Annotated in this window: 18 protein-coding genes; 8 read left to right on the top strand and 10 right to left on the bottom strand. The window is 73.6% G+C overall.

Annotated features, from left to right (window positions below; genetic code table 11):
- Positions 1–217 precede the first annotated feature (217 nt).
- Positions 218–1,222 carry a hypothetical protein gene (locus tag LG634_RS30090; RefSeq protein WP_226738367.1) on the bottom strand — a complete coding sequence of 335 codons (1,005 nt, stop codon included), beginning with the start codon at positions 1,220–1,222 and terminating at the stop codon, positions 218–220.
- Between the two features lie 139 nt (positions 1,223–1,361).
- Here LG634_RS30090 and LG634_RS30085 point away from each other — a divergent pair, with 139 nt between their 5' ends.
- From LG634_RS30085 to LG634_RS30075, 3 genes are all read left to right on the top strand, one after another.
- Positions 1,362–2,867, top strand: coding sequence for an efflux RND transporter periplasmic adaptor subunit (locus tag LG634_RS30085; protein WP_226738365.1), 1,506 nt, complete (start codon positions 1,362–1,364; stop codon positions 2,865–2,867).
- A gap of 62 nt (positions 2,868–2,929) precedes the next feature.
- Positions 2,930–3,601 (top strand): ABC transporter ATP-binding protein, encoded by a 672-nt coding sequence (locus tag LG634_RS30080; protein WP_226738363.1) that lies wholly within the window; start codon positions 2,930–2,932, stop codon positions 3,599–3,601.
- A gap of 35 nt (positions 3,602–3,636) precedes the next feature.
- On the top strand, positions 3,637–4,857 hold the full coding sequence (locus LG634_RS30075) for an ABC transporter permease (RefSeq protein ID WP_226738361.1): 1,221 nt from the start codon (positions 3,637–3,639) through the stop codon (positions 4,855–4,857).
- Between the two features lie 170 nt (positions 4,858–5,027).
- Here the strand turns inward: LG634_RS30075 and LG634_RS30070 are convergent, their stop codons facing one another.
- Positions 5,028–6,311 carry a geranylgeranyl reductase family protein gene (locus LG634_RS30070; protein ID WP_226738354.1) on the bottom strand — a complete coding sequence of 428 codons (1,284 nt, stop codon included), beginning with the start codon at positions 6,309–6,311 and terminating at the stop codon, positions 5,028–5,030.
- Between the two features lie 102 nt (positions 6,312–6,413).
- Here LG634_RS30070 and LG634_RS30065 point away from each other — a divergent pair, with 102 nt between their 5' ends.
- A complete protein-coding gene (locus LG634_RS30065) occupies positions 6,414–6,920 on the top strand; it encodes a GNAT family N-acetyltransferase (RefSeq protein WP_226738352.1) in 507 nt (168 codons plus the stop codon).
- A 63-nt stretch (positions 6,921–6,983) separates the two neighbouring features.
- On the opposite strand, the gene LG634_RS30060 is transcribed toward LG634_RS30065, so the two are convergent.
- Positions 6,984–7,895, bottom strand: coding sequence for a glutaminase (locus LG634_RS30060; protein WP_226738350.1), 912 nt, complete (start codon positions 7,893–7,895; stop codon positions 6,984–6,986).
- A gap of 13 nt (positions 7,896–7,908) precedes the next feature.
- Entirely contained in the window at positions 7,909–8,625 is a 717-nt protein-coding gene (locus LG634_RS30055; RefSeq protein WP_226738348.1) for a demethylmenaquinone methyltransferase, read from the bottom strand.
- Between the two features lie 218 nt (positions 8,626–8,843).
- Here LG634_RS30055 and LG634_RS30050 point away from each other — a divergent pair, with 218 nt between their 5' ends.
- Entirely contained in the window at positions 8,844–9,242 is a 399-nt protein-coding gene (locus tag LG634_RS30050; protein WP_226738346.1) for a hypothetical protein, read from the top strand.
- A gap of 83 nt (positions 9,243–9,325) precedes the next feature.
- A complete protein-coding gene (locus LG634_RS30045; protein ID WP_226738344.1) occupies positions 9,326–9,634 on the top strand; it encodes a response regulator transcription factor in 309 nt (102 codons plus the stop codon).
- Here LG634_RS30045 and LG634_RS30040 read toward each other — a convergent pair.
- The 3 genes from LG634_RS30040 to LG634_RS30030 form a co-directional block, all read right to left on the bottom strand.
- Entirely contained in the window at positions 9,600–10,247 is a 648-nt protein-coding gene (locus LG634_RS30040; RefSeq protein ID WP_226738342.1) for an imidazolonepropionase-like domain-containing protein, read from the bottom strand. The genes LG634_RS30045 and LG634_RS30040 overlap by 35 nt on opposite strands.
- Before the next feature lie 7 nt (positions 10,248–10,254).
- Positions 10,255–11,454, bottom strand: a complete 1,200-nt coding sequence (gene mqnC / locus LG634_RS30035) for a cyclic dehypoxanthinyl futalosine synthase (protein ID WP_226738340.1) — start codon at positions 11,452–11,454, stop codon at positions 10,255–10,257.
- Between the two features lie 100 nt (positions 11,455–11,554).
- Entirely contained in the window at positions 11,555–13,315 is a 1,761-nt protein-coding gene (locus LG634_RS30030; RefSeq protein ID WP_226738338.1) for a serine/threonine-protein kinase, read from the bottom strand.
- Between the two features lie 110 nt (positions 13,316–13,425).
- On the opposite strand from LG634_RS30030, the gene LG634_RS30025 reads away from it, so the two are divergent.
- The gene (locus LG634_RS30025) at positions 13,426–14,604 is read left to right on the top strand and encodes an alpha/beta hydrolase (protein WP_226738336.1); all 1,179 of its coding nucleotides are present in this window, start codon (positions 13,426–13,428) and stop codon (positions 14,602–14,604) included.
- Here LG634_RS30025 and LG634_RS30020 read toward each other — a convergent pair.
- Entirely contained in the window at positions 14,579–15,427 is an 849-nt protein-coding gene (locus LG634_RS30020; protein WP_226738335.1) for a menaquinone biosynthetic enzyme MqnA/MqnD family protein, read from the bottom strand. The genes LG634_RS30025 and LG634_RS30020 overlap by 26 nt on opposite strands.
- 237 nt (positions 15,428–15,664) lie before the next feature.
- Between LG634_RS30020 and LG634_RS30015 the strand changes: the two genes are divergently transcribed.
- Positions 15,665–15,868, top strand: coding sequence for a cold-shock protein (locus LG634_RS30015; protein WP_019707740.1), 204 nt, complete (start codon positions 15,665–15,667; stop codon positions 15,866–15,868).
- Between the two features lie 226 nt (positions 15,869–16,094).
- Here LG634_RS30015 and LG634_RS30010 read toward each other — a convergent pair whose 3' ends face one another.
- Positions 16,095–17,747, bottom strand: coding sequence for a lytic transglycosylase domain-containing protein (locus LG634_RS30010; protein ID WP_226738333.1), 1,653 nt, complete (start codon positions 17,745–17,747; stop codon positions 16,095–16,097).
- A 268-nt stretch (positions 17,748–18,015) separates the two neighbouring features.
- Complete coding sequence (locus tag LG634_RS30005) at positions 18,016–19,266, bottom strand: FG-GAP-like repeat-containing protein (protein ID WP_226738331.1); 1,251 nt, start codon at positions 19,264–19,266, stop codon at positions 18,016–18,018.
- Positions 19,267–19,274: the final 8 nt, after the last annotated feature.

The raw sequence follows: 19,274 nt of genomic DNA, 5'->3' as shown, positions 1-19,274 counted from the left end.
CCCCCCCCCCCCCCCCCCCCCCCCCCCCCAAGGCAGGCCGGCTGCGCCGCCTCGCGGGCTCTGCCCGGACCCGCGCCTCAAACGCCGGCGGGGCTGGATTTGCCCGGCCCGGTCTGGATGGACCCGCAAGGGGCGGGGTCCCGGAGGGGCGGGGTCCCGGAGGGGCGGGGTCCCGGAGGGGCGGGGTCCCGGCGGGGCGGGGTCCCGGCGGGGCGGGTCAGAGGAGGGTGGCGGCCAGGCGGAGGCGGGTAGTGCGCTGGGTGCGGTAGGCGGCGAGCGTCTCGGCCTGGGCTTCGAGCAGCCGCTGCTGGTACGCCGCCTCCACCGCCGCCCACACCCCCACCAGATTGACCTCCCGCTTGCAGGCCACGTCCCGTACCGCCACCGCCACCGCCTTCGCCCCGCCCGGCTCCGCGTCCAGTCCGAGCCGCGCCGTCACCTCGTACGGGCTGTCCACCCCCCGGTGCCCCGCACGCGCCATGCACGCCGACCACTCGGCGACCACCGCCACCACCCGCGAGTCGCGCTGCGCCCGCGTGTGGGCCTCGGAGGCCAGGCCGAACGCGAACAGCAGGTCGACGCTGTCCTTCTTCGGCGCGTACAGCTTCCGGTAGCTCTCCCGCAGGCAGCCCCCGGCCGGCACCCGGCGGCCGCCGACGGTGATCCCGCTGTCCGCCGTCGCCGCCTCCTCCTCGGACCGCGGATCCGGCCCCGGCTGCCCGCCCTGCGCGCCGGGGCGTTCGCCGTACAGGACCGTGCGGGCGCTGTCGCTGAGCACCGGCCGGGCCGGGCGCTCCCGGGGCGGCCGGCCGGCGTCCTTGTCGTAGCCGTACGCGGCGGCCTCCGCGGGGTCGGCCAGCCCGAACAGGTGGCGGTGCCGGTCGGTGCGGGCGGGCCGGGCCGGCGCGGGCGGCGGCGCGTACGCGAAGCCGAAGCGGGCCATGCAGTCGACCGCCAGCCGCTGCTGGGCCGCCGCCAGCCGGGACTTCTCCTCGTCGGTGTCCTCGTACGCGTCGAGGGGCAGGGCGAGCGTGGCGGTGGACGGGTTCACGGCGACCGGGCCGAGGGCGGGCTCGGCCGGACCGTCCGCGCCGCCGCCGGCTGAGCAGCCGGCGGTCAGGAGCCCGGCGAGCAGGGTGGCGAACAGGGCGGGGACCGACGGCCGGCGGGGGGATCGTGCGTCCGTTGCGTCCGTTGCATCCGGTACGTCCGGTGCGTCCACGGCGGGTTCCTCACCTCGGGGAGTCGGGAAATCGAGGAACCGGAGTCAACGGCCCCGCCCGGGGGTGCACAAGTAGACAACCGGCCTGGCTGAGAGATCACTTGTTCGGGCCGGAAACCGGTTCCTAGGATGCGCGTTCATGCCGAAGGATGCGCTCACGCGCGGGAGGCGCGTGGTGTTCGGTGTCGTCGCCGGAGCCGCGCTGATGACGGCGGGCGGGCTGCTGGCCACCGCCCTGGTGAAGTCCCCGGCCCAGCTGGCGGCCGAGGCGGCGGCGCCGGCGCAGGGGGCGCTGCTGGCCACGGTCGAACGGCGGGTGCTGGCCGAGACGGTGGTGTTGCGCGGGCTGGTGGTGGCCGACCAGAGCGTGTCGGTGGCCGCGCCGCAGCCGGGCGGTGGGGTGGCCGTGGTGACCCGGCTGCCGGTGAAGGCGGGGGACGGGGTGCGGGCGGGGCGGGTGCTGGCCGAGGTGTCCGGGCGGCCGGTGTTCGCCCTGCGCGGGGCGCTGCCCGCCTACCGGGATCTCCGGCCCGGCGCGGTCGGTGCGGACGTGGCCCAGCTCCAGCGGGCGCTCCGTGAGCTCGGCCACTCCACCGCGCCGGACCGGTCCGGGGTGTTCGGCAGCGGTACGAAGTCCGCCCTCGCCTCCCTCTACCGGTCCCTCGGCTACCCGCCGATCGCAGCCGTGCCCGACGCCGGTGAGGCGCTCCGCGCCGCCCGCGAGGCGGTCCGCTCGGCCCGGTGGGCCCTGGAGGACGCGCAGTCCGCCGCCCTCGCCCCCGACCCTGCGGGGCTCAGAACCCCGGGGGCTCCGCCCCCGCACCCCCGCGCCTCAAACGCCGGCGAGGCTGAATCTTCCCCCCCGTCTCCGGGACAGAGCCCCGGGCTTTCAGCCCGTCCGGCGCTTGAGGACCGGAGTGGGGGGCGGAGCCCCGGGGGTGGGGCGGCCGAGCGGGCCGTGACGCGGGCGCGGGAGACGCTGGTGGATGCGCAGGCCCGGCTGGCCGCGGCAGAGGCGGCCGACGGGCCGATGCTGCCGGCGGCCGAAGCCGTCTTCCTGCGCTCGTTCCCGGCCCGGGTGAACACCGTCGCCGCACGCGTCGGCACCACCGCCACCGGCAGCCTGCTCACCCTCTCCGCCGGCGAACTCGTCGCCGAATCCTGGCTGGAGCCCGACCGCCGCCGCCTCCTGCGCGCCGGGCAGCCGGCCACGATCTCGTCCGAGGTCCTCGGCCAGGACGTCCCCGCCCGGGTCCACCTCGTCGCCACCGAACCCACCGAAGCCTCCGACACCCCCGCCACGGGCACCGCCGCCCCGCCCCGCCTCGGCTACCGCATGCTGGTCCGCCCGACCCGCCCGCTGCCGGCCGGCTTCGCCGGGCAGGACGTCCGCCTGACCGTCGAATCCGCCTCCACCGCCGGCCCGGCCCTCGTCGTCCCGGTCACCGCGGTCTCGGCCGGCGCCGACGGCCGCACGGCGGTCACCGCGGTCACCCCCACCGGCACCCACCACCGCGTCCGGGTCCGCACCGGCACCTCCGGCAGCGGCTACGTCGAGGTCGTCCCGCTGCGCCCCGGCGCCCTCGCCGAAGGCACCCGGGTGGTCACCGGCAGCGCGGCGGCCCCGGCCGGAACGCCCCGGTGAACCGGTGGCGGCGCGGACCGGCCCCGGCGGCGGCGACCGGTCCGGATCCCGGCCCGTTCGTCATGGAGTTCCGCGGGGTGGGGTTCACGTACCCGGGGCCGCCGCCCGTGACGGCGCTCGGTGCGTGCGAACTGACGGTGCGGCGCGGTGAGTTCCTCACCGTGGTCGGGCCCTCCGGCTCGGGGAAGTCGACGTTCCTCAACCTGGCCGGGCTGCTCGACGTACCGACCCGGGGGCGGTACCTCCTCGACGGGATCGACACCGGCGGACTGCGGGAGCGGGAGCGGGCCGCGCTGCGCGGGCGGCGGATCGGCTTCGTGTTCCAGTCGTTCCACCTGCTGCCGCACCGCAGCGCGCTGGAGAACGTGGGACTGGCCCTGCTGTACACCGGCGTACCGCCCGCCGAGCGGCGGGACCGGGCCCGGGCCGCCCTGGAACGCGTCGGGCTCGGCCACCGGCTGCACGCCCCGCCCGGGCAGCTGTCCGGCGGCGAACGGCAGCGGGTCGCGGTGGCCCGCGCGCTGGTGGGCCGGCCCTCGCTGCTGCTGTGCGACGAGCCGACCGGCAACCTCGACTCGGCGAGTGCCGCCGCCGTGCTGTCCCTGCTGGACGGGCTGCACCGGGCCGGGATGACGGTCGTCGTGATCACCCACGACCCGGAGGTCGCCGCCCGCGGCGGACGTACGGTCACCATCCGCGACGGCCGCCTGTACGAACGGGCCCGGCCCGCGTGAGGCGGCGCGGGCGGGTGGCGGCCGCGGCGACGCGGATGTCGGTGCGGGACGTGCTGGGCGAGGCGTTGGCCGGGCTGGTGCGGCGGCCGGGCCGGGCGGTGCTGACCGGGCTGGGGACGGTGCTCGGGGTGGGCGGCTTCGTGGTCGTGCTCGGGCTGACGGCCACGCTGTCCGCCCGGATCGACGGGCGGTTCAGCATGCTGACGGCGACCGAGGTGACGGTCGAGGACGTGGCCGCGCAGCGGGATCCGTACGCGCCGCCCGCGTTCCCTGCCGATGCGGAGCGGCGGATCAGGGTGCTGGCCGGGGTCGAACACGCGGGCGTGCACTGGCAGGTACGCCCCTCCCCGCCGGTCGGGAGCGATCCGGTCGGGAGCGATCCGGTCGGGAGCGATCCGGTCGGGAGCGATCCGGCCGCGGCCGGGCCGGCGGTGGTCGCGGCCTCGCCGGAGGCGGTGCTCGCCATGGTGCCGCGGCTGCAGCAGGGGCGGCTGTACGACGACTTCGCCGAGCGGACCCGGCAGCGGGTGGTCGTGCTCGGCGGCGGGGCCGCGGCCCGGCTCGGCGTCACCACGCTGTCGACGCGGCCGGCCGTACGGATCGGGGGCGAGATGTTCGCGGTGGCGGGGATCCTCGGCGACGTGGCCCGGCAGCCGGAGAACCTGCTGGCCGCGCTGGTGCCGCGGGCAACGGCGGCGGAGCTGTGGGGGCCGCCGGGGGCGGGGGCGGCGCGGATGCTGATCTCCACCGAGACGGGGGCGGCGCGGCAGGTCGCGGCGCTCGCGCCGGTGGCGTTGCGGCCGGACCGGCCGGAGTTCCTGCGGGCGGTGCCGCCGGCGGATCCGCGGCGGTTGCGAGCCGGGGTGGGGGCGGATCTGGGGGTGTTGTTCCTGCTGCTGGCGGGGGTCTGCCTGCTGGTCGGGGCGGCGGGGATCGCCAACACGACGCTGGTGGCGGTGCTGGAGCGGGCGCCGGAGATCGGGCTGCGGCGGGCGGTGGGGGCGCGGGGGCGGCACATCGCGGCGCAGTTCCTGGCGGAATCCGCGCTGTTGGGCGGGCTGGGTGGGCTGCTCGGCATGTCCCTGGGCGTCCTGGCGGTCACGGGCGTGGCCGTCGCCCGGGGCTGGACGCCCGTGCTGTCGCCGGCCGTTCTGGCCGTGGCACCGGTGGTCGGGCTGGTGACCGGGCTTCTCGCCGGTGCGTATCCCGCCCACCGGGCGGCCCGCGTGGAACCGGCCGCCGCCCTCCGCCGCTGACCCTGCGGGGCTTTTCCCCACCCCGCCCCTCCCGAACCGGGGCTCCGCCCCGCACCCCCGCGCCTCGACCGCCGGCGGGGCCGGAATGTGCCCGCAGGCAAAGGCCGGACGGGGGAAATCAAGCCCGTCCGGCGTTTGAGGACCGGGGTCCGGGGCGGAGCCCCCGGGGGTCAGGCCTTCGGGGCCACCTTGCTCAGGCCGTTGATGATGCGGTCCATCGCGTCGCCGCCCGTCGGGTCCGTGAGGTTCGCCAGCATTTTGAGGGTGAACTTCATCAGGACGGGGTGGGTGAGGCCCCGCTGGGTGGCGATCTTCATGATCTTCGGGTTTCCGATGATCTTCACGAAGGCGCGGCCCAGCGTGTAGTAGCCGCCGTAGGTCTCCTTGAGCACCTTCGGATAGGCGTGCAGGGCGAGTTCCCGCTGTGCGGGGGTCGCGCGGGCGTGTGCCTGGACGATGACGTCGGCCGCGATCTGGCCCGACTCCATCGCGTAGGCGATGCCCTCGCCGTTGAACGGGTTGACGAGGCCGCCCGCGTCACCGACCAGCAGCAGCCCCTTCGTGTAGTGCGGCTGCCGGTTGAACGCCATCGGCAGCGCCGCCCCGCGGATCGGCTGCGTCATGTTCTCCGGCGTGTAGCCCCAGTCCTCCGGCATGGACGCGCACCACGCCTTGAGGACCTCGCGCCAGTCCAGCTCCCGGAAGGCGGACGACGAGTTCAGGATGCCCAGGCCCACGTTGGACGTGCCGTCGCCCATGCCGAAGATCCAGCCGTAGCCCGGCAGCAGCCGGTCCTGCGGACCGCGCCGGTCCCACAGCTCCAGCCAGGACTCCAGGTAGTCGTCGTCGTGCCGCGGCGACTCGAAGTAGGTGCGGACCGCGACGCCCATCGGCCGGTCCTCGCGCCGGTGCAGTCCCATCGCCAGCGACAGCCGGGAGGAGTTGCCGTCGGCGGCCACCACCAGCGGCGCGTGGAAGGTCACGGCCCGCTTCTCGTCGCCCAGCTTCGCGTGCACGCCCGTGATGTGGCCGGTGCGCTCGTCCCGGATCGGCTCGCCCACGTTGCACTGCTCGTACAGCCGCGCGCCCGCCTTCTGCGCCTGCCGGGCGAGCTGCTCGTCGAAGTCGTCGCGCTTGCGTACGAGTCCGTAGTCGGGGAACGAGGCGAGATCCGGCCAGTCCAGCTGGAGCCGCACCCCGCCGCCGATGATCCGCAGGCCCTTGTTGCGCAGCCAGCCGGCTTCCTCGGAGATGTCGATGCCCATCGCCACCAGCTGCTTGACCGCACGCGGCGTCAGACCGTCACCGCACACCTTCTCGCGCGGGAACGCCGTCTTCTCCAGGAGCAGGACGTCGAGCCCGGCCTTGGCGAGGTGGTACGCGGTGGTCGAGCCGGCGGGCCCGGCCCCGACGACGATCACATCTGCGGTGTGTTCGGAGAGGGGCTCGGTCACTGCGGGATCTCCCGAAGGCTCGATGGAGGGGGGTGCCTAATGCACAGGGACATGGGCAGTCTATGCAGCGTTGAGTGATCACGATTCCGAAGGGCCGTACCGATGAGCGAGCAGCACCCCACCGTCGAGCTCCGCGTCCCGACCGAGGAGGACGCCTACGCCTGGCACCGCCTCTTCGCCGATCCCGACGTCATGGAATTCCAGGGCGGCGCGCCCGCCGAGCTGTCCGTGTACGAGGAACTCACCGCCCGCCAGCGCATGCACGACGCCCAGCTGGGGGTCTGTTTCTGGACGGTGCTCGACGAGGCGGGCGAGGTGATCGGCTTCACCGGCGCGCAGCCCTGGCCGCGCGACTGGGGCCCGGTGGGCGAGATCGAGATCGGCTGGCGGCTGGCGCGCCCGTACTGGGGCAAGGGGTACGTGACGGCCGCGGCCCGCCAGGCCCTGGAGCGGGTGCGGGAGGCCGGGATACCCAGAGTGGTCGCAATGATCGACGACCGCAACGCCCGGTCGATCGCCGTGGCGGAACGGCTCGGCATGGCCCTGGAGGAGACGTTCACGCTGGCCTCCGGGAACACCGGCCGCCGCTACGCCCTGTCGTTCGGCTGACCCCCGCGGAGTCAGAACGCGGAGGCAGAACGCGGAGTCGGAACACGGAGTCAGAAGGCGGAGTCAGAACACCGACAGCCCGGTCAGCGTGGTGAAGCGGTCCAGGGCGGCCACGCCCGCCACCGAGTTGCCGCGCTCGTCGAGCCCGGGGCTCCACACGCACAGCGTGCAGCGCCCCGGCACGACGGCGACGATCCCGCCGCCGACCCCGCTCTTGCCGGGCAGTCCCACCCGGTACGCGAAGTCCCCGGCGGCGTCGTACGTGCCGCAGGTCAGCATCACCGCGTTGACCTGCTTCGCCTCGCTGCGGGTCAGCAGCCGGGAGCCGTCGGCCAGCAGCCCGTGCCGGGCGAGGAAGCGGGCCGCGAGCGCGAGGTCGGCGCAGCTGGTCTCGATCGAGCACTGCCAGAAGTAGTGGTCGAGGAGGGCCGGCACCGGGCCCGTGATGTTGCCGTACGAGGCCATGAAGTGGGCGAGGGCCGCGTTCCGGTCGCCGTGCGCGGCCTCGGACTGGGCCACCTCGGCGTTGAAGGCGAGGTCCGGGTTGCCGCTCTCGCGCCGCAGGAACTCCAGGAGTTCGCTGCTCGCGTCGCCGGTCCAGGTCTGGAGGCGGTCGGTGACGACGAGCGCGCCCGCGTTGATGAACGGGTTGCGCGGGATGCCGTTCTCGTACTCCAGCTGCACCAGGGAGTTGAACGGGTTGCCGGACGGCTCCCGGCCCACCCGCTCCCAGATGCTGTCGCCGCCGTGGGCGAGCACCAGCGCCAGCGTGAACACCTTGGTGATGGACTGCGCGGAGAACGGCACCTGCCAGTCCCCCACCCCGTGCACGGTGCCGTCGACCTCGGCGATGGCCATGCCGAAGCGGCCCGGGTCCACCCCGGCGAGCGCCGGGATGTACTCGGCGGGCGTGCCGGCACCGACCAGCGGGGCCACGTCCTCGGCGATGCGCTCCAGTACGGCCTGGTAGTCCACGGGCGTACGGGCGCTACGCGGCGGAGCCGGCGGGCCCGGCCTGCTTGACGCCGCGGTGCAGGGCGACGATGCCACCGGTCAGATTGCGCCACGCGACGCGCTGCCAGCCGGCCTTCTGCATCAGGCCCGCCAGCTCCGGCTGGGTGGGCCACTCGCGGATCGACTCGGCCAGGTACACGTACGCGTCCGGGTTGGAGGACACCGCGCGGGCCACCGGCGGCAGGGCGCGCATCAGGTACTCGGTGTAGACGGTGCGGAACGGGCCCCGGACCGGCTGAGAGAACTCGCAGATGACGACCTGCCCGCCGGGCTTGGTGACCCGGTACAGCTCGCGCAGCGCGCTGTCGGTGTCCTGGACGTTGCGCAGGCCGAAGGAGATCGTGACGGTGTCGAACACGCCGTCCTTGAACGGCAGCCTGGTGGCGTCGCCCGCGGTGAGCGGCAGGTGCGGGTGGCGCTTCTTGCCCTCGCGGAGCATGCCGAGGGAGAAGTCGCAGGGCACGACGTACGCGCCGGTCGCGGCGAACGGCAGCGAGGAGGTGGCGGTGCCGGCCGCCAGGTCGAGGACCTTCTGCCCGGGGCGGGCGGCGACGGCGCGCGCGACCTCCTTGCGCCACAGCCGGGCCTGGCCCAGCGACAGCACGTCGTTGGTGAGGTCGTAGTTGGCCGCGACTCCGTCGAACATGGAGGCGACCTCGTGCGGCTGCTTGTCCAGGGATGCCCGGGTCACTGGCGTTCGCCTCGCAGGTGTCGGGTGCGGCGGTGCGCGCTGGACGCTGGCCGGCCGCACGTCGCGGTGGGTTCCGCCCCCATTCTGGCAGGCCGTCCCGACGTGTCCGGCAGGCGGTGGCCCCGGCACCGGACACTGGCCCGAAGGACAGTGGCGTGACGGGTGGTGCCGGTGTTCCACTCGTCGGCGGCCCGGATCCCCACGGAAAGGCACGCCTCGTGAACAGAACGTGTCTGCGCGCGCTCGCCGCCGGTTTCGCCCTGGCGGCCGCCCTCTCCACCGGCACCGGCCCCGCGACGGCCGCCGTCGACAAGGACGGCATCCTCGACCCCGGCGAGTTCGGGCTGTACTGCCTGCAGAACCAGGGCGGCGCCGTCTTCGACATGTACACGGCCGACGCCAACTTCCGGGACAACTACTTCAAGGGCACCCTGGCCTGCGCCCGGCACACCACGGACGACTACACCGAGTCCTACCTGAACCGGGACACCGCCACCTGGTCCGTGTACACGGAGGCCTACCGCGGCGGGTACGCCGGCTGGCTGCCGGGCGGCTACCGGGGCAACGCGAGCACCCTGTTCCGGAACACGATCACCTCGGCCTACCTGGAGCCGTGAGCCCGGAGATAGCCTTCCGGTCGGCCGTTTCCGCGCACCCGGGGGGTATTTGGATGGAGCGTCCCTGCTTACCGTGCACATGGGTGCCGGGCACCCTGGACGCCGAGCGGCTGCACCGGGCGCTGGCCGGGATCCCGCGGCTCACCGAGCAGGAGCTGTCGGTGTTCCGCTGCCTGCCGACCGGGCCGACGAACGCGCAGCTCGCCGAGCACCTGCATCTGACGGTCCGCACCGCGAAGTTCCACGTGGCGAACATCCGCGCCAAGCTGGGCGGGGTCTCCCGGCTGCAGGCCTGCCTGCTGGCCGTGCACCACACGGCGCGGCCGTCGGACCCGGAAGGCACCGGCGGGGCGGAGGTCAGCGCCTGCGGTACAGCAGCCGTCCCGCGATGACGGTGGCCACGCAGGCGGCCGCGCCCCGCTCCAGGAGTGCCTGCCCGTCGGGTACGTCGAAGACGGCGAAGTCGGCGCGGCCGCCCGCCGCCAGCGGTCCGGCCACGCTGCCGGCGAGGTCCGCGCCGGCGACGAACGGGTCGAGGGACGGCGCGTCCACGAGGATCGCGGGCGCCCCGACCACCGGCACGGCCGCCAGCCCGGACCGCGCCACCGGCGCGGCGAGCAGCGGGTCGCCGGCGGTGACGGCCACCGCGGTGGTGCCGTGCCGCAGCATCTGCTGGAGGCCCCGGCGGACGCTGCCCGACCAGCGGGCGGCGTTGAGCTCCAGGGTGTCGAGCGCGTCCCCGGTAAGCGGTTCGGTGCCGAGCAGGTCCGCCTCCCGCGGGTCCGGGTGGTAGCACCGCTTGAGCAGGAACACGGCGTGCCACTGGCGCAGGCCGGGGGTGAGCACCCCGGGCCAGGCCCGGACCCGGGCTTCCGGGCGTACGGACTCCAGTTCGGTGCGCGGGCCGATGGCGGCGATCCGGTCGTGCTCGACGAGCACGGCCCCGTCCGGCACCGGCTCCGATCCGACCGGCAGCAGCAGCGGGGCGGTGTGCAGCGTCAGCACGGCCGGCTCAGCGGGCGTCGAGGAGCTTCAGCTCCGGGTGCGCGGTGCCGCCCTCGATGGCGATCGAGGAGATGTGCGAGACGACGCGCTCGTCGACCGGGTCGTCGGCCGGGTCGGTGTGCACGACGAGGTGCTCGTACGTGGTGGCGCGCTGGGCAGGGACGCGGTCCGCCTTGCGGATCAGGTCCATGATCTCCTGGCGGTTCGAGCGGTGCTTGGCACCGGCCGAGGAGACCACGTTCTCCTCCAGCATGATCGAGCCCAGGTCGTCGGCGCCGTAGTGCAGGGAGAGCTGGCCGGCCTCCTTGCCGACGGTCAGCCAGGAGCCCTGGATGTGGGCGACGTTGTCGAAGAACAGCCGGGCGATGGCGATCGTCCGCAGGTACTCGAAGATCGTCGCCTGGGTGCGGCCCTTGAGGTGGTTGTTCTCGGGCTGGTACGTGTAGGGGATGAAGGCCCGGAAGCCACCGGTCCGGTCCTGCACGTCGCGGATCATCCGCATGTGCTCGATCCGCTCGGCGTTGGTCTCGCCGGTGCCCATCAGCATGGTGGAGGTGGACTCGACGCCCAGGCCGTGGGCCAGCTCCATGATCTCCAGCCAGCGCTCGCCGGACTCCTTCAGCGGGGCGATCGCCTTGCGCGGCCGCTCCGGCAGGAGTTCGGCGCCGGCGCCCGCGAACGAGTCCAGCCCGGCCGCGTGGATCCGGCGGATCGCCTCCTCGGCGCTCACCCCGGAGATCCGCGCCATGTGCTCGACCTCGGAGGCGCCCAGGGAGTGGATGACCAGCTCCGGGAACTCCTTCTTGATCGCCGCGAAGTGCTCCTCGTAGTACTCCACGCCGAAGTCGGGGTGGTGGCCGCCCTGGAACATGATCTGGGTGCCGCCCAGCTCGACGGTCTCCGCGCAGCGGCGCAGGATGTCGTCGAGGTCGCGGGTCCAGCCCTTCTTCGTGTCCTTGGGGGCCGCGTAGAAGGCGCAGAACTTGCACGCCGTCACACAGATGTTCGTGTAGTTGATGTTCCGCTCGATGATGTACGTGGCGATGTGCTCGGTGCCCGCGTACCGGCGGCGGCGTGCGGTGTCGGCGGCGGTGCCGAGCGCGTGCAGGGGCGCGTGCCGGTAGAGGTCGAGGGCCTCCTCCGCGGAGATCCGGCCCCCTTCGGCCGCGCGGTCGAGAACAGACTGGAGAGCGGCCTGGTCGGTCACCGGTGCGTCACCTTTCGGCGGGGGGTCGGGAGGTGCCGGAAGCACCACGAACGGGGCGCGGGGCCCCGAGTCAGCCTACGCCAGCAGCCTGGGCGGGCCGTCAGCGGCTGCGGGTCAGGTCGCCGGTGGGCTCGCCGGCGGCCGCGTCCTTGGAGACGTAGTGCAGGACGCCGTCCCGCTTGAGGGTGAAGGTTTCCTCGGGGCTGCCGTCGGCGCAGATGCCCGGGTGCGGGTTGGCGCCGGTGCGGCGGCTGTCGAGCACGATCTCCTTGTCGGTGGCCCGCACCAGCTTCCACTCGCCGCTGCAGTCGGCGTTCAGGACGGCCAGCACCGAGCGGTCCTTGCCGACCACCTCGCCGACCTTGCCGGCGGTGATCGTGATCTCCATCGGGCTGGACACGTTCAGGTTCTGGCTGGTGATGGTGCCCTTCCAGGTGCCGCGGAAGGCCTCGGGCAGCTCCTGGCGGGTGCCGGGGGTGCTCTTCGTGGGCCTGCCTGCGGAGGCGCTCGGGTCCGGGGTCGCGGCCGGCGGGCGGGTGCCGGTCTTGCCGCCGTCGGCCAGTGCGTCGCCGCGGTCCTTGCCGCCGGGCCACAGGTCGAAGGCGAACATCCCGCCGACCGTGACCCCGGCCACCGCCGCGGCGACCGCGAGCGCCACCGTGCAGCTGACCCGGCGGCCGGCCGTCGCGGTGAACGAGACGCCGCCCGGTGAGGTGTCCGCGCCCGCCGTCGCCGGGCCGCCGCCCTGGGCCGGGTGGGCCGCTTCGCGGGGGCCGGGGACGGCACCCGCGGTCGCCGTCGGCTGGTGGTACGGGTTGCCGGGCTGTGCGGCGAAGGCGGCGGCCGGCTGCCCGTGCTGCCCGTAAGAGGGGTCCGGCGGCCCGAAGCCCCCCGTCCCGCCGGGGCCGCCGTACGCCGGGGTGCCGAACGGGACCGGGCCGGAGGCGTCGGCCGGGGCGCGGTCCGGTTCCAGGTCGAGGAGCCGGACGGCGGCCTTGGAGATGCCGGCGACCAGCGGGGCGGGCAGCCAGCCGGGCTCGATCAGCGCTGCCGCGCCCTCCGGGGCCAGGGCCGCCGCCAGGGCCGCGGGCGCGGGCCGCGCGGCCGGGTCCTTGGCGAGGCAGGACAGCAGCAGCTCGCGCAGCGGGCCGGTGAGGGCGTCGGAGAGGTACGGCTCTTCGTGCACGACCTTGTAGAGGAGGGTCGCAGAGTTGTCGCCGGTGAACGGCGGCTGCCCGGTCGCGGCGGCCACCAGGACCGCGCCCAGCGAGAACACGTCGGCGGCCGCCGTGGTGCCCTTGCCGAGGATCTGCTCGGGGGCCATGTACCCCGGCGAGCCGACCGATACGCCGGTGGAGGTAAGCGAAGCGGTACCGTCGGTGGCCCGCGCGATGCCGAAGTCGATCAGCCGCGGCCCGTCGAGGGTCAGCATCACGTTCGACGGCTTCACGTCCCGGTGCACCAGGCCCAGCGCGTGCACGGCCGCCAGCGCCTCGGCGAGACCGCTGCCGATCGCCCGTACGGATGATTCCGGCAGCGGGCCGTGCCCGGCCAGCGCGCGGTCCAGGGAGGTGCCCGCGACGAAGCCGGTGGCCACCCACGGCACCGGGGCCTCCGGGTCGGCGTCGAGCACCGGCGCCGTCCAGTCCCCGCCGACCCGGCGGGCGGCGGCCACCTCGCGGCGGAACCGGGCGCGGAACTCGTCGTCCTGCGCGAAGTGCGGGTGGACGATCTTCACGGCGACCGTCCGGCCGCCCGCACTGCGGCCCAGGTACACCACGCCCATACCGCCGGCGCCGAGCCGGCCGAGCAGCCGGTAGGCCCCGATGGTCCGCGGATCGCCCGCTTCGAGCGGCTGCATCGCGCCCCCTGTGTTCGTATACGTCCTGCCCGGCCCGACCCCCGGTCCCGGGCAGCACCCTAGCTCCGCCGGTGACGCGGTGGCGGCGGATCCGTGCAACGGTGATCCACATGAAGCACCGCACCACCCCTGCACACCGCACGTCCCGCATATCCGCCCGGCGCCGTCCCGCGGCCCGTACCGCGCTCGCCGCCGCGGCCCTCGGCGCCCTGCTGGCCGGCTGCGCCGGGTCCGGCGATCCGGTCAGTTTCGACGCCCCGCACGCGGTGGCCACCGACGCCCGCTCCGCGTCGGCCACCGGGACCGGGAGCGCGCAGTCGGAGGCGGAGCGGCTGACCCGGCTGCCGACCGGGCCGAAGGCGCGGTTCACGCAGGAGAGCACCCTCGACGACGGCACGGCCATCGCCGTGACCACGCTGGCGGGCCGGAAGTCGGGGTTCACCGGCAAGGTGTGGGTGTGGGCGCCGAAGCAGTACTTCGAGCCCCGGTACGCGCGCAGCGGGTTCCCCGTCCTGATCGCGCTGCCCGGCGGGCGCGGCTACCCGAAGAACTACTGGATCGGTGCCGGGCTGAAGCTCCAGAGCAGCATCGCCCGCTGGTCCCAGGAGGGCGGCAGCCTGCCGTTCCTGGTCGTCATGCCGGTGCTGAACGCCGACGGCAAGCACTTCTACGACGGCAGCGACATCCCCGGGCAGCCGCGGATGGGCACCTGGCTGGCCCAGGACGTGCCCGACTTCGTCCGGGCCAATTTCCGCACCTTCAAGTCCCGTGACGGCTGGGCGTTCATGGGGTCCTCGTCGGGCGGATTCGTCGGCCTGAAGACCGTCCTGAAGTACCCGGACCAATTCAAGGCGGTGATCGCCTCCGGCCCCGACCTGGTCCCGGACTCGCCGCTGTGGAAGGGGTACGAGGAGGAGCGTGCGGCGGACAATCCGGCAAACCTCGCGGCGGCCCTGATCGCGCGCGGCGGTCCGGACGTCTATCTCGCCTTCCAGATCGGCACGACGGAAACCGGAATGGGGAATCTCCGGAAATTCATCGGGAATTTCGGCAGAGGTCCGGTGAAGACCCGCCTGCAGGTCATCCCGGGCGGAACGCACAACGCGAAGAGCTACATCCGCGGCATGGGCGAGGGCTCGATGCACTGGATCAGCGAGCAGATGCAGCCGCCGATCGCCGAGCCCGGCACGGAACCGTCCGGTCCGTCCTGGGTGGCGACGGTACCGGCGGCGACGCCCGCCGCCACCCCGCCGGCCACCGGCCCTACGGGGCCAGCAGCTCGACCCTGACGTCGGCCGGGAAGCCGGTGGTGGGGCCGGTCCGGCGGGCGAACTCGCGGACGCCGGCGAGCTGCTCCGGGCCGAAGCGGAAGTCGAGCGTGCGGAAGTACCGCTCCAGCAGGTCCGCGTCGAACGCCTCCCAGCGGGCGGCCTGCTCGGCCACCTTCGCGACCTCGTCGAGGGACAGGTCGCGGGAGGCGAGGAAGGCCTCGTGGACCTTCCCGACCAGGGCGGGCTCGGCGGCGACGTACTCCTTGCGGGCCGCCCAGACGGCGAACACGAACGGCAGTCCGGTCCAGTCCTTCCACATGCGCCCCAGGTCATGGACCTCCAGGCCGAGCCGGGGTGCGTCGTGGAGGGAGGCCCGGAGGGCGGCGTCGCCGATCAGGACGGCGGCGTCGGCCTCCTGCATCATCAGCCCGAGGTCGGGCGGACAGGTGTAGTAGTCGGGGCGTACGCCGTACTGCTCGGCGAGGAGCAGCTGGGCCAGTCGTACGGATGTGCGGGAGGTGGAGCCGAGGGCGACGCGGGCCCGGTCCAGCTCCTCCAGGGGCCGCTGGGAGACGATCACGCAGGACATCACGGGGCCGTCGCAGCCCACCGCCAGGTCGGGGAACGCCACCAGGTCGTCGGCGTTCTTCAGGAACTCGACGAGGGTGATGGGGCCCATGTCGAGCTCCCCCGCGACGAGCCGCTCGCTGAGCTTCTCGGGGGTGTCCTTGGTCAGCTCCAGGTCCAGCAGGGTGCCGGTCCTGGCCAGGCCCCAGTAGAGGGGCAGGCAGTTCAGGAACTGAATGTGGCCGACCCGGGGCCGGCTGCGATTGGCGTCCACATCGCGAGACTAGCCCCCGGCCTGCCGTCAGCCTCGTCGAGGGTCTCAAACGTCCGAGTGACGTGATCTTTCCCTCTGGTCTCCTCTGCACTCTGCGTGCTAGGCTCGACGCAAGTTGCAGTTTGGTTTCCCTTGCAGTACAGAGCCTGCGGAGCATGTAACCCCGCAGGCTTTTGTAGTTTTCAGACTTCTCAGCAGGTTCTGGAGCAGGGCAACCCTTTGGCCCAAGGAGGGCTTATGGCTACCGGAACCGTGAAGTGGTTCAACGCTGAAAAGGGCTTCGGCTTCATCGCCCAGGACGGCGGCGGCCCGGATGTCTTCGTCCACTACTCCGCGATCAACGCGTCTGGCTTCCGCTCCCTCGAGGAGAACCAGACCGTGAACTTCGACGTCACGCAGGGCCCGAAGGGTCCGCAGGCGGAGAACGTCACCCCGGTCTAAGTACCCGGGCCGACCGGATCGCGGTCGGAACCTCGCAGAACTTCAAGTGCAGTACCCAAGGAGCCCTGCCCTTCCCGCGCGAGCGGGGGGCGGGGCTCCTGCCTGTTTTCCGCGGCCCGCCTTCCGGGGCCTGCTCCCCGGGGGTCTCCGGGCCGGTGCCCGGACACGACCGAGCCCCGGCCGGGCGGGTCGCGCCCGGGCGGGGCTCAGGGTCTTCGGTCCGGCGTCAGGGCCTGACCGGCTCCGTGGTCGGCGTGGCCGGCAGCTCGGTGGTGGGCGCGTCCGGGGTGGACGGCGGCTCCGTGGCCGGCTTCGGCTTCACCACCAGGTCGACGACCAGCTGCACGCCCTCCGGGGTGGTCAGCCGCAGCTGGTACGTCCCGGCCAGGTCGGAGGCGTGGATCTCCGGGAGGGTGATCTTCCCGTCGGCGCCGGTCGGGGCGAGCACCAGGGTGCGCAGCTCCTTGCCGTCCTTGTCCTTGAAGAACGGTCCGGTCTCGGCCGGGATCCACTGTCCCTTCTCGTCCAGCTTCACCATGGCCGCCGTGACGACGGTGCCCGCGGACGCCTTGCCCTTGGCCGTGGCCAGCAGCTGGAGCTTCTCGGCGAAGCTGCCCTCGGCGACCGCCTCCATCGGCTTGTCGCCGACGCGGGCCAGCTTGTCGGCCTTGGGCGCCGGGACCACGGGCTTCGGGGTGACGGTGCCGGCGAACTTCACGGTGAACTCGCGGGTGCCGTACAGGGTGGCGCGCAGGGTGAAGGAGCCCTGCTTGGCGCCGGCCTTCTCGCCCGCCTTCAGCTGCGGCGCGGCCGCGTGGCCGGAGGCGTCGGTGCGGACCACGGCGTGCGTCTTGCCGCCCGCGAATGCGGTGCCGGTGGTGTCGCCCTCGATCTCGAAGACCACGATCTCCCGGGCGGCCGGCTTGCCGTTGCTCAGCTTGGCCTTGACCTTCGGCTTCGCCGTGAAGAGGCTGCCCGCCTGGGCCTTGAGGTCGGCGGCGCCGACCCGCTCCAGGCCGGAGACGGTGGCCGGCTTCGTCGGCTTCGTCGGTTTCGTCGGCTTGTGCGGCGGGTTGACGGGCGGCCGGACCGGCGGGTTGACGGGCGGGTTCGGCGTCGGGATGGGACCGGGCGGCTGCGGCACCGGGTTGGGGACGGCCGGCGGGTTCGGGACCTGGCTGGCGCCCTGCTGGTACTGGCGCATCCAGCCGAGCACGGTGTTCACGTACTCGCGGGACCTGTTGTAGCTGAGGACGGCCTTGTCGAGGTCGGCCGCCTGGGACAGGTCCCGGTCGCCGGCGCACAGGTAGAGGCCGGCGCCGAGGGCCGCGTCGTAGATGTTGTTGGGGTTGCGCTGGCTGTCGCCGTTGCCGTCGGCACCCCACTGCGCCCAGGTGGACGGGATGAACTGGAGCGGGCCGATGGCGCGGTCGTACTCCGTGTCGCCGTCCCAGGCGCCCTTGTCCGTGTCGAGGATCTTGGCGAACTGCTTGCCGTCGAGGCGGGGGCCGCGGATCGGCTTCTCGGTGCTGCCGTCGGCCTTCAGGCCGTAGCCGGAGGCGTGGACGGACTCCACCCGGCCGATGCCGGCGAGCAGCTCCCAGGGGAGGTGGCAGCCGGGGAGGGCGGCGGCCACCGAGGAGGCGGCGCGCTGGTAGGCGTCGAGGGCGGTGCCGGGTATGCCGGTGGAGCCCGCCGGGGCGTTCTGGGCGGGCGGCGGGTCGGCGACGAGGTCGGGCAGGTCCAGGCGGGCGTTGCCGCGGTCCTGGGCCTGGGGGCTGTCACCGGTGGGTTCGGACTCGCCGGCGCCGGCGGCGGGCGTGTTGCCCACGACGGCGGCCGTGGTCAGGCTGGCCGCGAGCGCAGCAGTGCACACCACTTTGCGCGACGTGCTGACGATGTGACGGTGAAGAGGCTTCACTGTGCGGCGTCCCCCCAAGACGGACCCGGCCGATCGGGCCGTGAGTATTCACTGTTTATCAGGTATTCGACGACGACTCGCCGAGCCCCCGTGCAATGTGACGCCCCGTTTGCCCGCAGGGTCAATGACCGTTCGGGCACAAGCGCTTGAGCGCGTCGGATATGTCCGTAACACCCCTGTGTGCACCAGCACCCCTCAAGGGGCGCCGGTTGAACACGGGTGATGCTCAGAACACGCGTACCCGGTCGGCCGTGTCGTACAGGGTGTCGGCCCACGGGCTCTTGATCGTGCCGAGGCCGGTGCCGTGGTAGATGAACAGCTGGGAGTTGATCGGCCGCAGGATGTCCGAGTGCCCGTCGCCGCTGACGTCGCCCACCGAGAAGACCGGGTCCGAGGAGGGCCAGCCGTACGGGAGCTTCTTGCGGGCGCCGAAGGCGCCGGAACCGTTGCCCGGGTAGAGCCACAGCGCCCGGTCGGTGTCGCGGGCCAGCAGGTCGGACTTGCCGTCGCCGGTCATGTCGCCGGGCGAGGCCAGCTTGTTCATGACGTTCCAGCCCGCGCCGACCTTCTTGCGGGTGCCGAACGCGCCCTTGCCGTTGCCCGGGTACGTCCACAGCACACCGGTGGTGTCACGGGCCACCAGGTCGCGGCGGCCGTCGCCGGTGACGTCGCCGACGGCGCTGATCTCGCGCATGGTGTTCCAGCCCGCGCCGATCTTCACGCGGGTACTGAACGCGCCGGCTCCGTTGCCCGGGTAGAACCACAGCACGCCGGTGGTGTCGCGGGCGAACAGGTCCTCGCGGCCGTCGCCGTTGTAGTCGCCGTGCCGGACCAGTTGGGTCATGCTGTTCCAGCCGCCGCCGATCAGCTTGCCCTTGGTGACGCGGTCGGCGTCGCCGTTGCCGGACAGCCACCACAGCCGGCCGTCGTCGGCGCGCTCCAGCAGGTCGGGCCGCCGGTCGTTGTTCAGGTCGCCGAACTGCCCGGCGGCGGGCAGCCCCTCGGGCCGCTTCACCTCGGGGAAGACGTACCAGTCCATGTACGGCACGCCCTGGACCACCTCGTACTGGGTGGTGGCGACCCGGTAGGAGCTGATCTTGTTGTCGTACGTCCGGTCCCAGGAGAAGCCCAGGTCGATGGCGCCGTTGTGGGGCGTGACGATGATGTAGTCGGGGTCGGTCTCGTACCGGGGCTTCGTGTAGAACGTCGCCCACAGGCCGCTCTTGTTGACGATCGAGGAGATCTTGTCGTTCCAGTCGGCGGTGAGCGTGGGCGCGCTCGCCGAAAGGATCTTCATCGCACCGCCGTAGTTGGGGTACTGGAAGACGCAGAGCCGGCCGGCGGGGCAGCGGTCCGAGGGCTCGGCCGCCGAGGCCGCCGGGGCGGCGGTGACGAGGCCGGCGAGGGAGGCGGCCAGGGCGGCCGCGGTGCCGAGGGCGCGCCGGGCCAGGGCGCGCGGGCGGGGGGTACCGGTCATGAAGCGGG

Source organism: Streptomyces bambusae (genome assembly GCF_020532645.1).
Lineage (GTDB): Bacteria > Actinomycetota > Actinomycetes > Streptomycetales > Streptomycetaceae > Streptomyces > Streptomyces bambusae.
The sequence above is the reverse complement of the archived record's forward strand: the minus strand, read 5'-3'. Positions and strand labels throughout refer to the sequence as shown.